The 17,478-nt window shown below is 57.0% G+C and carries 5 protein-coding genes and 2 pseudogenes; 6 read left to right on the top strand and 1 reads right to left on the bottom strand.

The features are described from left to right. The first annotated feature begins 21 nt into the window (after positions 1-21). The 6 genes and pseudogenes from K5Y35_RS23755 (at position 22) to K5Y35_RS23730 (ending at position 17,272) form a co-directional block, all read left to right on the top strand. Complete coding sequence (locus K5Y35_RS23755) at positions 22-12,660, top strand: hemagglutinin repeat-containing protein (RefSeq protein ID WP_222833121.1); 12,639 nt, start codon at positions 22-24, stop codon at positions 12,658-12,660. Next, on the top strand, positions 12,657-13,112 hold the full coding sequence (locus K5Y35_RS23750) for an Imm42 family immunity protein (protein WP_222833120.1): 456 nt from the start codon (positions 12,657-12,659) through the stop codon (positions 13,110-13,112). Before K5Y35_RS23755 ends, K5Y35_RS23750 begins: the two co-directional genes overlap by 4 nt. 79 nt (positions 13,113-13,191) lie before the next feature. Next, positions 13,192-13,743 (top strand): hypothetical protein, encoded by a 552-nt coding sequence (locus K5Y35_RS23745; protein ID WP_222833119.1) that lies wholly within the window; start codon positions 13,192-13,194, stop codon positions 13,741-13,743. A 1-nt stretch (position 13,744) separates the two neighbouring features. Next, a pseudogene (locus K5Y35_RS23740) lies at positions 13,745-16,371 on the top strand (DUF637 domain-containing protein); the annotation flags it as partial. Positions 16,372-16,534: 163 nt separating this feature from the next. Further along, entirely contained in the window at positions 16,535-16,990 is a 456-nt protein-coding gene (locus K5Y35_RS23735) for a hypothetical protein (protein WP_222833118.1), read from the top strand. Between the two features lie 3 nt (positions 16,991-16,993). After that, positions 16,994-17,272, top strand: coding sequence for a hypothetical protein (locus K5Y35_RS23730; protein WP_222833117.1), 279 nt, complete (start codon positions 16,994-16,996; stop codon positions 17,270-17,272). A gap of 45 nt (positions 17,273-17,317) precedes the next feature. On the opposite strand, the pseudogene K5Y35_RS28325 reads toward K5Y35_RS23730, so the two are convergent. Then, a pseudogene (locus K5Y35_RS28325) lies at positions 17,318-17,443 on the bottom strand (IS4 family transposase); the annotation flags it as partial. Positions 17,444-17,478: the final 35 nt, after the last annotated feature.

Raw genomic sequence — 17,478 nt, 5'->3', positions numbered from 1 at the left:
CAGCCTTTCGGGATCATCGACATGGACGTTCGCCAGTTCGCCTTTTTTGCAGCCCAGCCCTCCGCCGCCTTGAAAAACCGTGATTTGTTCCTCGGTATGCCCAAGCGCGGACTGGCGTTTCTGCTGGCCAACGTCATGTTCTGGCAACCGATGTGGGCGCAGGCCGACGGCATCGTCGTGGCCAACCCGAACACCTCGCTGGACCGTGCCGGTAACGGTGTGCCGATCATCAATATCGCCACGCCCAACGGCAGCGGTCTGTCGCACAACCAGTTCAACGATTACAACGTCGGTGCTCAGGGCGTCATCCTCAACAACGGTGCGACGCAAACGTCGAACACTCAGTTGGGCGGGCACATCATCGGCAACCCGAACCTGAAAAACAGCGGTTCGGCATCGACGATTCTCAACGAAGTCGTCAGCGGCAATCCAAGCCAGTTGCGCGGCTACACCGAAGTGGCGGGGCAGTCGGCACGCGTTATCGTCGCCAACCCGTATGGCATTACCTGTAATGGTTGCGGTTTCATCAACGCCCCACGGGTGACCTTGTCCACCGGTAAGCCGGTGCTCGACAACGGTCGTCTGGATCGTTTTCAGGTCGATCAGGGCAGCGTTGCCATCGAAGGCGCCGGCCTCAATGCCAACAACGTCGACCGCTTCGAAATCATCACCCGCAGTGCGAAGATCAACGCCGAGATTCAAGCGCAGAACCTGACCATCGTCGCCGGGCGCAACGACGTCAACGCGCAAACCCTCAATGCCACGGCCCGCGCCGATGATGGCAGCAGCAAACCGCAGCTGGCCATCGACTCCTCGGCGCTGGGCGGGATGTACGCCGGGACAATCAAACTGGTGGGCACCGAGGCCGGGGTCGGGGTGAAACTGGCGGGCAATCTGGCCGCCAGTGGTGGCGATATCCAGATTGATGCCAACGGTCAATTGACCCTGGCGCAGACCTCGGCGGCCACTGCCGTGAACGTCAAGGCCAACAGCCTTGATGCCCAAGGTCCGGTCTACGCCGGCACCGCTCTGAACGTGCAAACCCAGGGTGATCTGAGCAACCAGCAAAGTCTCGCCGCGCGCGACAGCATCAGCCTCAGCGCCGGCGGCAACCTGAGCAACAACGGCGTCATTGAAGCCGGGGTCAACGCCGACAACAGCCGCAACAGCGCCGGCGACGTGAACCTGAGTGCGCAGAACCTCAACAACAACGGCAAAAGCATCATCGCCAGTCGCAACCTGACGGCGAACGTCGGGCAAACCCTGAACAACCAGGGCGGCAGCTTGAGCGCCCAGCAGACCACGCGCCTCACGGCCACCACCCTGGACAACCAGAACAAGGGCAACGTTCTCGGCAACTCGACGGTGCAGTTGAACGCCAGCAAGGTGCTCAACACGCAGGGCGTGATCAGCAGCAGCGGCAACCTCGGCGCCGATCTCGGCGATCTGAATAACCACGACGGCGAGATCTCCAGCGCCGGCACCACCCGTATCAACGCGATCACGCTGGACAACAGCGACGGCCAGGTCACTGGCGATGTGGCGCTGAACATCGGTTTGATCGGCGCGCTGAACAACCGCAACGGCGTGTTGGGCTCCGGTGCGAGCGTCAGCATCACCGCCGCCAGCCTCGACAACAGCCATGAAGGCAGCCTCGTCAGCGACGGCAGTCTGACTGCGCGCATCACTGGCCTGTTCGACAACCAGAGCGGCGACCTGAGCGCCAAAGGGCTGGTCGATGTCCAGAGTGGCAGTCTCGACAACCGTGGCGGCAGCGTGGTCGGCAAGGATCGCCTGACCTTGCGCAGCGATTCCGTGGACAACCGCGGCGGTAAAGTTCGCGCGACCAAAGACCTGCAACTCAGCGTTGGCACACTCGACAACCGCGACAAAGGTCTGCTCGATAGCCAGGCCGCCGTCAACTATACCGGCACGCAACTGGATAACCGTGGCGGTTTGCTCAGCGCGACCGGGCCGATGATTATCGGCGTGACGCGCATTGACAACAGCGCCGGACGCATTTCCAGCCAATCCGATCTCACCGCCAACGTGGCGCAGTTCATCAACCAGGGCGGCAAGCTGGTCGCTCCAGGCGCCTTGTTGCTCACCGGCCAGTCGCTGGATAACCGTAACGGCGGTCTGGTATCTACCACAAACGCGCTGAAATTGACGGTCGATGACATCGACAACCGCGGCGGTGAAATCTCCAGCACCGTCGATGTGAGCGTCATCGGTCAAAGCCTGAACAACAGTGACAGCGGCAAGGTCCTGGCCGGAACTACCCTTGGCTTGACTGTGGCCCGGGTCATCAATCAGACCCTCGGACAACTGTTCAGTGTGGGCAACTCGACGCTGGTCGGGCAAAGCCTGGACAACAGCGGCGGCAGCTTCGTGACCCGACAGGGCAATCTGGACATACGTCTCGATAATGCCTTGAGCAATATCGAAGGCCTGATCAGCAGCGAAGGAACGTTGACCGTACACGCCGGCAGTCTCGATAACACCCGCAGTCACCTGTCGAGCGCCGGCGCCCTGGCGCTGACCATCACAGGCAGCCTGAACAACCAGGCGGGTTCGATCGCCACCGACAACGGGCTGAGCCTCGCTTCACAAAGTCTGGATAACAGCCAGGGCGGCTTGATCAGCGGCAAGAAAGCGACCGCGCTGACCACTGGCGTCTTCAACAACGCCTCCGGCGGCAGTTTGATCAGCGGCGACACCCTGGACCTCAACGCAACTGAGGTGAGCAACGGCACCGGTAGCCGGATCGCCAGCGAAAAAGCGCTGACCGCAACAGTCACCGGCTTCGATCAGCAGGGCGGTCAACTGTTCAGCAAAACCTCCCTGAGCCTCGACCTCAATCACGGCCAGTTGAACAACCGCAACGGCCTCATCAATGCACCGCTGCTGGTGCTGAAAAACCTCAAGGATGTCGATAACCAGGGCGGTGAAATCTCCAGCGCCCAGGCGTTCACCCTGACCGCGCAAAACCTCGATAACAGCAACAACGGCAAGTTGATCAGCAATCAGGGCCTGACCCTGCGCATCGAGCAACTGCTGGCCAGCGTCAAAGGCCTGATTTCCGCGCAGAGCGTGGATGTCAAAAGCGCTCGACTGGACAACAGCGGCGGCCTGATCACCAGCCGTGGCACCCTCGGGGTGACGGTGGACGGTCAACTGGTCAACCAGGGCGGTACGCTGATCGCTGACGATCAACTGAACCTGAAAGCCGACAGCGTCGACAACAGCGAAGGGCACATTGCCGGTAAAGCCGACGTTATCGCCAACGTCGCGACGCTCAATAACCAGCACGGTGAACTGGTGGCAACCGCCGGACTGAAGCTCACCGGCAACAGCCTCGATAACCGTAACGGCGGTCTCGTCGGCGCGAATGACGCGCTGCAACTGACGGTCGATGCGGTCGACAACCGTGGCGGCGAGCTGTCCAGCCAGGCTGACGTGACGCTGCTCGGCAGTCGTCTGGACAACAGCGACGGCGGCAAGCTGATTGCGCAAGGTGCGTTGACCCTGACCGTCGACGAAGTACTCAACCGCGCCAAGGGCCTGCTGTCGGGCAAGACCGACCTGACCCTGACCGGACGCAGCCTCGACAGCACTGCGGGTGCGCTCCTGAGCCAGAGCAATCTGAAGCTCGACCTGAGCGGCGATCTGAATAACAGCCAGGGCCTGGTCAGCGCCGAGGGCAGCCTTGGCGTGACGGCGGCGAGTCTGACCAACACCCTCGGCAGCCTGTCCGTTGCCGGGCCGTTGACACTGACCACCACCGGCGTGGTGCTCAACCGCGGTGGTCAGATCGTCACCGACGCCAGCCTCAACCTCACCAGTGGCAGCCTCGACAACAGCAACGGCGGCAGCCTCAGCGCCAAAGGCGCGATGGTGGTGCAGACCGGTACGCTCGACAACAGCCACAACGGCAAGTTGAACAGTGGCGATACGCTGGACCTGAAGGCGACCCAACTGACCAACCAGGACGGCGGCCGCATCGCCAGTAATGCCGCCCTGACCGCGAACGTTACCGGTCTGGATCAGCAGGGCGGTCAGCTGTTCAGCAATACGTCGCTGGATCTGGACCTCAATCACGGTCAACTGAACAACCAGAACGGCCTGATCGGCGCGCCGTTGCTGATGCTCAAGAACCTTCAGGACGTCAACAACGACGGCGGTGAGATCTCCAGCACCCAGGCGTTTACTGTGACGGCGCGCAGCCTCGATAACAGCAACGGCAAATTGCTCAGCAATCAGGCCGTGACGCTGCGCATCGACCAGGCGCTGACCAACCTCAAAGGCCTGATTGCCGCCGCCACGCTGGACATCAAAGCCGCCAGCCTCGACAACAGCGGCGGCACACTGACTAGCCGCGCGAATCTGGACCTGAACCTCGACGGCCTGCTCACCAACCAGAACCTGGGGCTGATCAATGCCACCACGGGCCTGACTATCAACAGCAACGGTCTGAACAACCAGAACGGCTCGCTGCTGGGCAGTGCAATCGCCATTGATTTCGCTGCAGCCACCGCAGACCTGAACAACGACGGTGGCTTGATCACCACCGAAGGCCAACTGAGCATTCAGCACCTGCGTGACTTGACCAACCGCAGCGGCAAGATCGCCAGCAGCCAAAGTATCGACCTTGTTGCCCGCAGCCTCGATAACAGCAACGGCAAGCTGGTCAGCAACAATCGGCTGAATCTCAACACCGGTGCATTGGTCAACCAGAACGGGGTGATCTCGGGGGTGCAAGGCCTGACGGTCAACGCTGCCAGCCTCGATAACCGCAACAAGGGCACGCTCTCTGCCAGTGATGGCAACCTCAGCGTGACGTTGAGCGGGGATTTGCTCAACAGCGGCGCCGGGGCACTGGTCACCCAGAAAAACCTCAGCGTCACCGCAGCCAATCTGGATAACAGCAACAACGGCGTGGTCTCCAGCACCGGTGCGCAAACCCTGACTGTCAGCGGTTTGCTGAACAATGCGGCGGGTGGTCTGATCGCCACCGATGCGACCCTGGCGCTGCAAGCCATGACGCTGGGCAACGCCGGCGGTACCGTCAACGCCACACAGGACCTGAGCTTCACCGGCACCACCCTGGATAACACCGGTGGCAGTCTGGTCGGCAATGGCGCCGTGACCCTCGACCTGCTCGGTGCCCTGACCAACACCAACGGCAAACTCGCCAGTGGCGGCACGCTGTTGCTGCAACGCGCCACGCAGATCAACAACCAGGGCGGCCAACTGGCCAGCCAGGGCCTGATGACCCTGTTGAGCGGTGGTCTGGACAACCGCAACCGTGGCACCGTCGCCGCCAGCGGCCTGTTGACCATCACCACAGCGGGCGCCATCCAGAACAGCGCCGATGGCTTGATCTACAGCCAGAACGGCGACCTGCAAGTCCAGGCCGCCAGCCTCGCCAACGCCAAGGGCACCGTACAGGCGCAAGGCGCCGTCACCGTTGTCAGCACTGGCGATATCGACAACCAGAGCGGCCGAATCCTCGCCACCACCGGTGATCTGTCCATCAATGCCGGCCAGCTCGATAGCCGTGGCGGTGTCCTCGCCAGCCTGCAAGCGGCGTTCACCGCGCGCCTGACCGGTGTGCTGAAAAACGGCTATGACCTGAACAACAATCGTCAGGGCGGGGTGATCCAGGGCCAGCGCTTGAACCTCAATGCGGCGATGGGCCTCGACAACTATGGCGGCCGTATTTCCGCTCAGGGCGGCGACGCCATCGTCGTGACCGGCAACTTCGATAACCGCAATGGCGGGCTCTACGCCAAAGGCAAAATCAACGTCACCGGCAACAACTTCGACAACAGCGGTGACAACGACGGCCAGATCGCCGGCCAGCAGATCGACCTCAACCTGACCGGTGCGCTGAACAACCGCCTGGGCATCATCGAGAGCGACAGCACCCTGGCGATCAAGGCCGCCAGCCTCGACAACCAGGCCGGCCAATTGCGTGCCCTTGGCACCAGCGGCAAAACCAACTTCCAGATTGGCGGCCTGTTCGACAACCGCAACGGCACGCTGGAAACCGCCAACACCGACCTGACGCTCGGCGCCGGCAGCTTCCTCAATACCGCTGGCAGCCTGTTGCACGTCGGCACCGGCACGTTTGATATCTCCACCAACAACGTCATCAACGCCGGCGGCACCCTCGTGACCCGCGGTGGCCTGACCATCAGCACCGACACCTGGACCAACAGCAGTTCGATTCAGGCCGGGCGCCTGACCGTCAACGTCAACAACCTGACCCAGACCGCCAGCGGCCAATTGCTCGCCTCCAACAGCTTCACCGGCAACGGCGTCAACTGGTTCAACGAAGGCCTACTGGCCAGTGACGGCAGCATGAACGTCGGCCTGAGTGCCGCTTATTGGGGCCCGGGGCGCCTCACCAGTCAGGGCGACCTGACCCTGAACGCTGCACAAGTCAGCCTTACGGAAGCCACCTCCAGCATCGCCGGGGGTGGCCAGACCACGCTCAATGTCAGTGGCCAACTGGATAATGCCGGTCGCCTGACTTCCGGCGCGGGCATGACCATCAATGCCGGCGGCGTGCGCAACTACGGCACCACGGCCACCGGCACTGACCTGACTCTGACCACCGGTACTCTGGTCAACGCCAGCGGCCTGATTTTCAGCGGCAGGAACATGTCGCTGCGGGTTGCCGATTTCAATAACTACTACGGTAACGTCTACAGCCTCGGCAATCTGATGATTGACCGCGACGGCCAGGGCGGGCTGGCGAACTCCATCGTCAACCGCTCTGCATCGCTGCAAAGCGACGGCAGCATGACGCTGGCGGCGAGTTCGATCCAGAACATCCGCGACGTGCTCACGGTCAACAACGCCGGCATCTACACCGCGCGCATCGGTGAAGTCACCTGTATCGAAGGGGTCAACGCCGGTGACTGCAGCGGCAAGCAGAACCACGCCTGGGAGATCGTGCAGCGCGAAAAACTCGAGGTCACTGCGGCCAGCGCTGCGTCCAGCATCACCGCAGGTAGCAACCTGACCATCAATGGCGGTGACCTGCTCAACCAGAGCAGCACCATCGCCACGGCGGGCAACTTCACGGCCAACGTGGCGAACCTGACCAACAGTGGCGTGGAAACCGGTGAGACCGAAACCACCCGCATCTACATGTCCGAGCGCACCCGTAACGCGGGTGGCTGGTACAGCGCAGCAAGTGCCTTCACCAACCAGTACTGGTATGAAAGCAGCGGCTACGACGCCAATAATCTGGGTGGTCTGCAGGGCGGTATCGCCAACTTCATCGGCATGACCGAACGGGAACTGCCGGGGCTGGGCAGCACCCGTAAAATCGCCGGCAGCGACCAGAGCTATTCCGCCGTCATTCAAGCCGCAGGCGCGGTCAACATCACCGCCCAGAACAACATTGATAACAGTGTCGTCCGTCCGGGCTACACCTATATCGGTAGCGGTCCGCGCACCGGCACCGGAGCGGGTGGCAGCCAGTTCTCCACGCGCGTCACTGTCAATCAGCAACTGCCGCCGAACCTCGCCCAGCAGCAGGTCAACCCAGTGGTGTTGCCAGGCTTCGCGCTGCCGACCGGGCAGAATGGCCTGTTCCGCCTGAGCGGTCAGGAAAGCACCGCCCCGGTCGCGACCGGCCCGCAGAGCTGGACCATGGGCGGCGCCAGCGTCAACACGAGCCAGCGCGATCAAACGTTGCCAGGCGTGCAGACGCGCAACATTCTTCTGACGAACAATGCCTCGGCCTCAGCCAGCAACGTCAACCTGAGCACCGTCGATCACCAGACCCAGCAACAGGTTGGCGGTGCCAGTGCGATCGACGTCAGCACGCCGGCAACTGACGCCAGCGGCGCGACCCTGCCGGGGCGCTCCACTGCGTTCACCATCAACCGGGTGCAGGGTGTTCCGGCCAGTACCGGCCATTCCAGTCCGCAGAAATACCTGGTCGAAACCAACCCGGTACTGACCGACCTCAAGCAGTTCATGAGCTCGGACTACCTGCTGTCCAACCTCGGTTACGACCCTGATCAAAGCGCCAAGCGCCTGGGTGACGGCTTCTACGAGCAGACCCTGATCCAGCAAGCCGTGGTCGCTCGTACCGGTCAGCGGTTCATCGACGGGCAAACGTCCAACGACGGCCTGTTCAAGTACCTGATGGACAACGCACTCGCCAGCAAAAACGAGCTCAATCTGGCGGTGGGCGTCAGCCTGACCTCCGAACAAGTCGCGGCGCTGACCCACGACATCGTCTGGATGGAAACCGCCGAAGTCAACGGCGAGCAAGTGCTGGTGCCAGTGCTGTACCTGGCCAACGCCAACAACCGCCTGGCCCCGAACGGCGCCTTGATCCAGGGCAGCGACGTGACCCTGATCGCCGGCAAGGACCTGAACAACGCCGGTACCTTGAAGGCCAACAACAACCTGTCGGCCACCGCCACCAACGATCTGGTCAACAGTGGCCTGATCGAAGCGGGCAATCGTCTCGACCTGCTGGCCGGCAACAACCTGATCAACAAATCCGGCGGCGTTATTGCCGGTAAAGAAGTGTCGTTGACGGCCACTCGTGGGGACATCATCAACGAACGCACCGTCACCACCCACGAAAGCGACAGCGGCTACCGCAGTGAGCGCAGCGACTTTGTCGATAGCGCTGCGCGTATCGAGGCAGCCAACGGTCTGACCATCGGTGCCGGGCGGGACTTCAATAACACGGGGGGGATATTGAAGAGTGGCACGGACACCCTGATAAATGCCGGTCGCGACGTCAATCTTGTCTCGGCTGAAAAAGTTACGGGTGGGCAGCGTGGACTACATACGGATCAGACCATTACTCAATATGGCTCGGTTCTCGATGCTGGCCAAAACCTGACGGTCAACGCAGGCCGTGACATTACAGCGATTGCTAGCCAGATCGACGCCAAGCGCAATGTAAGCATAAGTGCCGTGGGTGATCTGACTCTAGCGTCAGCAGCAGATGAAGAGCACTCGTATACCAAGACCAAGAAAGTCACGAGTCAGGAGGATCATGTAAGCCAAGTGTCCACGACGCTGACGGCCGGTGGCACTGTTTCGCTGAACGCTGGTAAAGACTTGAGTCTCCTCGCCAGCCGGGTAAGCGCTGGTGAGGAGGCCTATCTGACGGCGGGCGCAAACTTGGCACTTGAGTCGGCGGAAGACAGCGATTACAGCTTTTACAGTAAGACCAAGAAGACGTCCTCCAAGAAGAAATTTCAACTTGATGAGACCAGTTCGGTTACCAACGTTGCCAGTTCGGTCACCTCGGGTGGCAAAAGCGTGCTGACCGCGGGTAACGATTTGTTGATTAAAGGCAGCAATGTCATTTCTGAGAACGGCAGTGTGGGACTTGGGGCAGGCAACGACGTGAATATCGTGGCAGTTACCGATTCGAGTAGCGGTCGCCACGAACGCAGCCAAAGCAAAAGTAGTTGGGGCGGTTTGAAGTCGAGCAAAGTTGACGATCAACTAACTGAAACCCAGACAATGGCAGTGGGTAGTTTGATCTCGGGCGATACGATTGCCGTCAGCGCTAAGCGGGACGCCGCTATTATCGGCTCGGCGCTTGTCAGTACTAACGATTTGGCTGTTCATGCCGGTCGCGATCTGACTATTGGTGCTGCAGAGAACACGTTTTCTCGAACCGAAATGCACAAGGAAAAGAATCACGACCTGACGGGCGTCTTGACTGCTAACAATCTGGGTATCGATGACATCACCGGCAACCAACATCTGTCAATCAGCGGCCAAAAACACAATGGCACGATGTCACAAACGACCTTGACTGGAAGCACGATAGGATCCAGCAAAGGGAACGTCAGTCTGGTAGCGGGCGGCGACCTCAGTGTTATTGCCAGTGATCTTGTCAGTACCAAGGACATGAGTCTTCGAGGTTCGAACGTCACCATCACGGCAGGTATGGAAACCTCGCAGCAAAGCACCGTTGATAAATCCAATAGCCTTGCTGTAGGACGCGTTATTGGTGGTGCAATTATTGACACTGTCAATACCATTCGCTCTGCGGTGGAGGCTGCCGAAAGCGCGGATGATCCTCGACTCAAGGCCGTGAAACTGGCGCAGGCGGCTTTGGCCGCCTACAACCTCGGCGGTATGGCGTCGGATGCAAATGATCAAAAAACCGGATTCGCCGACAAGCAAGGTGGCACGGCCAGCAACGGGTCTCTGATCAAAATTGGCACCGAACTCGCTAACACCCATAATAAAAGCACCAGCGACTATACCAGTCAAACGGCGAAACAAAGCACACTCAATGCGGGTGGAACCCTCTCCATCGTTGCCAATGGCAGCGCAGCGCAAAATGAGGGTGATATTCATATCGTTGGCAGCAGCCTCAAAGCGACTTCTACTTCGTTACTTGCCAACAACAACATCATCGTGGAAAGCGCTCAGAACACCGCAAGCTGGTCCAATCACAATAGCAATAACAAAACTGCAATCGGCGCAAGTTTCAATATTGGCCAGCAAAATGGCTTTACCCTTGATCTAGGCGCTCAAGTCGCAAAGGGTATGGGTAATGGCAGTTCCGTTACCCAGATCAACAGCACGATCGACAGCGGTTCGTTGGTAATTCATAGCGGTGGCGATACGACTCTGGCAGGTGCTCAAGTTCATGCCGATAGCATCAAAGCGCTGATCGACGGTAACCTAAACATCATTTCTCGTCAGGACACGGAAGACCAGAAAAGCAAACAAGGCAGCGGCGGTTTTGGTGCCAGCATTTGCATTCCACCCTTCTGCTACGGCACAACTGTTACCGCTTCGGCCAACTTCGCTGCAGGCAACATGAACAGTGAGTACAAAGCCGTTAACGATCAGACCGGGTTATTTGCGGGTGCGGGTGGCTACAACGTTGAGGTCGGCAAAACCACAACTCTAGAGGGTGGTGTGATTGCCAGTGATGCCACGCCGGACAAGAACGTGCTGACAACGGATCGACTGATCACTCATGACATCAAAAACATAAGTGAAATCGACGCCCAGTCGGCAGGCGGCAGTGTTTCGGGCGGTCTTGGTGGTGCGGGGGCGTACGCCTCAGTCGGTGGTTTGTTCGGCATCTCTCTCAATGAGTCTGACAAAAGTCACACTCGCAGCGCAGTGAGCGACGGTACGATAATTGTTCGCAACCCTGAAGGCGCCCGGGATCTGGACGGCCTCAATCGCGACACGGCGAATGCCAACGAAAGACTCGACAAGCCTGATCAGGATGCGATGAAAGAGCGAATCGAATTGGTGAAGAGTTCGATCGAGTTGGTGAAGGGTGTGGGAGATGCGATTGCTGCTGCGAAGATCAAGGAGGCTCAAGATCCGAACAGTGAGGCGGCACAGGTTGCTATCCAGAAGTTGAAAGACCAAGGAATCGTCAATCCTTCGGGCGAACAGATCAGCCAGCAAGTTCAGCGTGACTACGGCATGGGCAGCAGCTTCCAGAAAGCGTCTCAAGCCATTGCCTCTATTGTTCAAGGGGTGCTCGGTGGAAATATTGTTGGAGCCTTGAGTGGCGCAGCCGCTCCCTATGTCGCCCAAGAAATCAGAGACGCTACCGAGGGAGATCCGACAGCGAACCTCATGGCTCATGCGGTATTGGGTGCACTGGTTGCTAAAGCCAGTGGGAACTCGGCCCTTGCGGGAGCGGTGGGAGCGGTCGCGGCAGAAGAAATCGCTCGGATCATCAAGGAGGCGGTGTACGGTGGGGTCAGTAACGAGCAACTGACTTCGGAGCAGAAACAAACTATTTCCAGTTTGGCAACGTTGGCTGCAGGAATTGGTGGTGCTTCTGTTGGAACCGGCGCACTGGATGCCGTTGCTGCTGCGTTGTCCGGTAAGAACGCAGTGGAAAATAACCAGTTGAGCTCCAAAGATGCAGAAAATCTGATCAAGGAACTCGCTCAGGCGAATAAAAAAGGAGAATCTACCGAGCCAGTTTGGGAGAAATATAAAGCACTCAGTGCGAAACAACGTGCCGAGATGTTGGCTTCAGATTGTTCTGCGCCTTGTGCGATCTATTACCAGGCTGAAATGGAAGGTGGCATTGCCATTGCGGATGGCATCAGTAGTCTTGCGTGGCTTTTTGACCTGTCGGCGGAAGATGTAAAACGGATACGTCAGTTTGTCACCAAGGAAAACCAGAATGACATGGCGTTGTTGTACAAGTCCTTGCCAACGTGGGAAAAGGTCGCCTTGGTGGCTAAGGACACTGCCGAGGCGTTGGGCGCCGGTGGTTTAGCATCCAGAAGCAAGACCTCCGTTGCATCAGTGGTAGGGAAAAACAGAGGGAGTCCGATTCCGACTCTTGAGCCAACAGTTGCCTCAAATGGACTTACCTATCAATCGAACCCCAAGCATACTCCAGGTCAGATAGGGAACAGGCCTACTGCGGGCATTGAACCGAAAAACTCAATAGAGCTCTTTGGGCAGTCTATTCCCAGCCCGCAGACGTTTCCAAACAAAGTTGTGACCTATGCTAAGGACGAAAACGGCAACGTCCACCGATTTGAAGGGACGAATGGTGTGTTTCACTGGAATGGTAGTACGGGTGACGCCGGCAACCCATTGTCGGCCAGTTATATACCGGCGGCGGTGCAAAAGGCGCTAGGAGTAAGGTTGAAATGATTTACGGTGATCCGTTTATATTCTCAATTCAGTTTGATGTGGTGAGGGAATGGACTGATTCAAGTTGTTTCTGGGTAAACGGCTTGTTTTCGTTGTTTGTTGGTGGGGAAAGGCTCCTTGATGTCGTGGATGTTGTCGAGCTTAAAACGGCCGTGAACTTCTACGCAAAAATGGAATTTGAAAATATGGAGGAGGGCGATTCGGCGATTTCTGCAAAAGAATTATTTGCTTCCGCGCATCGTTATTTCTTCAAAGGGGAATCCGCCATTTTAGAAGGCGTTCAAGATCTGACTTGCACCTTCCTAGGGGACGCGGGTCTGTTTATTTATTTTCAAAAAACAGAGCATGCGGACAGATTGGTCTGGAGTAAGGACTTTGGCAACCTTGTCCATGAGGCGTTGCTGCCTCGTGGGGCAGTGGGTAGCGTAATTGAAGGTATTGAAGAATTGTAGATATTTAATATTGTTGTAGCTGGGCAGGTTTTTTGAACTCGAAAAATCTGGCCGCTACTCATTGAAAGGGTAATAAAAATTGATTAAAGCCGGACTTTTGCTGCTTTTTATTTTCCTGATTGCAGGCTGCCATTCGAACGTCAGAGACTCTTCCCCCAGTCTTTTAAAGGATGGCATCCAACTTCAGCAAAAAAAAGTCACCACGGATGAACAACACGCCAAAGTCATCATGAAAGCCACAGGCTACACATACCCTGTCGAGTTCTCCGTCCGCCGTGCTTCAGATCCCGATCGGCGAATGGAAGTGCTGGGTACTGTGGTGGATTCCGGGCGAGGCAAGGTGTTCGCCTGGATCGCCAAACTCAACGAAGCGGCCAACAGCGCCACCTTCAAGCATTTCCCTCAGCTGGAAACGCAAGCCAATGCCGACGAACCCTTCGAGGTGTCGGGGCGTTCCCATGGAATGGGTACCGGCAACACTTATAGCTGCGGGCCGCTGAACAGTACTTTTACGCCGGAACGAAGCAAGGTCTACCTGGTGGAGTTTCAGTTTGTCGGGCAGGGTTGCGAGCAGCATGTTTACGATGTTAGCCGGCCGGATCAACGAATTGCTGTGACGTCCAAAAACTAAAAATCCGGTACTCACCGACCTCAAGTCGTTCATGAGTTCCGACTACCTGCTCGACAAACTCGGCTACAACCCCGATCTCTACGAACAACGCCTGATCCAGCAAGCCGTCACCGCCCGCACCGGCCAGGCTTTCCTTGATGGCCAGACCTCCAACGAGGGCATGTTCAAGTACCTGATGAACAACGCCATCGCCAGCAAGGACGCGCTCAATCTGTCGGTCGGCGTCGGCCTCACGTCGCAGCAAGTCGCGGCACTGACCCACGACATCGTCTGGCTCGAAGAGCACGAAGTGAATGGCGAAAAAGTGCTGGTGCCGGTGGTATATCTGGCCCAGGCCAATGGCCGTCTCGGCCCGACCGGGGCGTTGATTGCCGGTAATGATGTGACGCTGATCGCGGGTGAAAACCTCGATAACGTCGGTACGTTGAAGGCGACGAATAATCTGTTGGCGACGGCGGGTAAGGATCTGGTCAACAGCGGGTTGATTGAGGCAGGTAATCGTCTGGATCTATTGGCGACCAATGACATCGTCAACAAGTCTGGAGGGATTATTACAGGTCGCGATGTCAGCCTGACCACCCTCAAAGGGGACGTGCTTAACACCCGGACGATAACGACTTCTGCCAATGCCACCCGATTTGGCATTCAGATGCATGACTATGCCGATAACGCTGCAAGAATCGAAGCCTCGAATAACCTTACTGTTAAAGCTGCTCAGGACATCAACATTCTTGGTGGTGTCATGCAAAGTGGTCGCGACATGGTGCTGAATGCCGCTCGTGACTTGAATATATCCTCGGTGCAAGTATCCAATAGTGTTTACCAGGACGCGAAGCACAACAGCAGCGATGTGACCCAATTGGGCGCTGAAATTGATGCTGGAGGCGATTTCAAAGCTGATGCCAAACGCGATATCAATGTCATTGCCAGTCAAATCGATGCCAAACGTGATGTGACGATGAAGGCAGTCGGCGATATCGTCATCACGTCGGCTGCGGATGAAGAACACTCACTGTCCAAAAACAAAAAGGTCACCCGTCAGGGGGATCATGTCAGCCAGGTCATGTCCGGGATTTCGGCAGGTGGCGACGTCAAGCTGGACGCAGGCAATGACCTCAGTGTGATCTCCAGTCGGGTTACCGCAGGTGACGAAGCCTATTTGGCAGCAGGCGACAAACTCGAAATACTTGCATTGCAAGACTCTGACTATTCGCTCTATGACAAGAAGAAAAAGGGTAGTTTCGGCAAGCTTCAAACCAAACGTGACGAAGTGACCAAGAATACTCATATTGGCAGCGAAATCTCGGCTGGAGGTGACCTGACCCTGAAAAGCAAGGGCGACCAGCTGTATCAAGTGGCGGAACTTGAAAGTGGCAAGAACATCATTCTGGACAGCGGTGGCTCCATTACATTTGAAGGTGTGAAAGACCTGCATCAGGAAAGCCACGAGAAAACCAACAATAACGCGGCATGGGTGTCATCGAAAGGTAAGGGTAATACCGATGAAACGCTGCGTCAGACCCATATGACGGCAGGCGGGATAATCACGATCAAAGCAGTTGAAGGACTGAAGATCGATATCAAGGACGTCAACCAGCAATCCGTTAGTCAAACCATCGACACAATGGTCAAGGCTGATCCGCAACTGGCCTGGTTGAAAGATGCTGAAGCACGGGGTGACGTCGACTGGCGGCTGGTCAAAGAAATTCACGAGTCGTTCAAATACGACAATTCAGGTCTCGGTCCGGCTTCGCAAATGATCATCGCGATCGTCATGGCCGCAGTGGTTGGACCGGCGGTTCTCGGTGCCTTGAGCGGAACAGTTGGAACGGCTTGGGCAGCTGGTATTGCTGCCGTTGCTTCCGGTGCGGCAACAAATGCGTCGGTCAGCTTTATCAATAATGGTGGCAATCTTGGAGCGGTATTTGCTGACGTTACTTCCTCCGACGCTCTGCAGGGATACGTTATTTCCGGTCTCACCGCAGGGTTGACCCCTGCCTATTTGAATGACCTGACAGGCATAAAAGTCGATCCAGTTACCAACAAAGTGATATCGCCGCCATTGACCACTTGGACGGGTGTGGGGCAATTCGCTGGAAGTCAAGTATTGCAGGGCGGTACGTCTGCACTGATAACCAAGGCTCTGGGTGGCGATGCAAATGTCAGCGATGTACTGAAAACTGCGTTGTTCAATACATTGGCGGCAGTCAGTTTCAATCTTGTAGGTGATCTCACCAAAGATGTCATCGATGACGGATCTGCGACAAAGGTTGTCATTCACGCAATGGTAGGAGGGCTCCTTGCCGAGGCGACCGGAGGTGATTTTGCACGGGTGCGCTTGCCGCCGGTGCAAACGAAGCATTGATTGGTTACCTGGATAATCTGGTTAAAGGCGATCCGAATCTCCTGACGATGAGTTCTCAAATCATTGGAGTTCTGGCCGGCTCGGTTCAAGAGAATGTCACTGCAAACACATTGGCGAATGCCGCCTGGGTCACAAAGTTTGCTACGCAGTTCAACCGTCAATTACACAAGGAAGACAAGGACCTTGCCGCACAATTGGCCGCGCGTAGTGGTGGCAAATACACGGTTGAGCAGATTGAAGCACAACTGCGACTGTCTTCCGTCAATGGTACGAATATCACTGGTGGAACAGACATCGTTGTGCCAAGTTCGGGGATCTACGATACCGGTGGCAATTGGGTTGATTTGGGCAATGGCATGTATTTGCAGAACTTGGACGAAGACGCCTAACGGACCGGGTAAAAGAGATCCATTGACAGGTTACCCAATGGATGAAAAAGGCGGATATAGAGTACCTATTGTAATAGACGGCAACGCCTACACCCCGCGCTATTATTCCTGTGCAAGTACCGATTGCCTTACGGCGGGGGCGAACCTCGACTTTGGAGAAGCAGCAACCCTTCAGTGGATACGCGCCGCCAATATCGACGCATTGAGCAATGCCGGCTGGTTCATGGGCGCTGCGTCAGTCCCGGCGGCAGGTTTGACGGCCACGCTGCTGTCTAACGGATCGACTCTGGTAGGATTGTTATCAGGCTATTTAAAGGGGCCAGAGGATTTTAATAAGTCGTTGACTAGTGCCGGGTTGAGTGCCGGTTTCGAAAAATTTGCTGTCGCCAGTGGTTTATCGAAAGAGGTAGCCAGCAAGGCATCGAATACTATTGGTATGACCGGTGCGTGGGACAGTCTTGCAGACAAGACGCTCGGCTTTTTTAAGGACTAGTGAATGTTGAGTGAACTAAAACGCTACAAACACGCAATTGGCCTGACATTATTGGTGGTTGCATTGGTTGCTGGCTTTTTACGGTTCAATGGGGACCGGGAGCGTTTCTTTGCGATGGTCTTGGGGCAGATATGGTTTGGTCAAGCGGTCTACAATTACTTACGCGATGGTTGGGTCACTATTGGACCGGGAGGCATGGCTCCCGAAGATAATCCAATGCACCGCGCGGTGTTGGCGGGAGTAGCGATGTTTTTATATGTGCTTGTTTTTTTTCTCTTCTAAAGACAAAGCGAATAGGTGGTTTGTCCCTGAGGGATCCCCACAAATCTACTCCAGGCTCTGCGCCTGATGATGCACCTCATCACGCAGAGCTTTCTCCAATGTTTCCCGGTCTCCGTTGCCTCCAAACTCTGTGCATCTACGCCAATACTCGAGGCCCAGTCGCCACAAGGAAAAAAATGGTGACAGACCACGTTTAAAAATGTGGC

The organism is Pseudomonas sp. SC3(2021) (assembly GCF_019856535.1).
GTDB lineage: Bacteria > Pseudomonadota > Gammaproteobacteria > Pseudomonadales > Pseudomonadaceae > Aquipseudomonas > Aquipseudomonas monsensis.
This window is presented reverse-complemented; position numbering and strand designations above follow the sequence as displayed.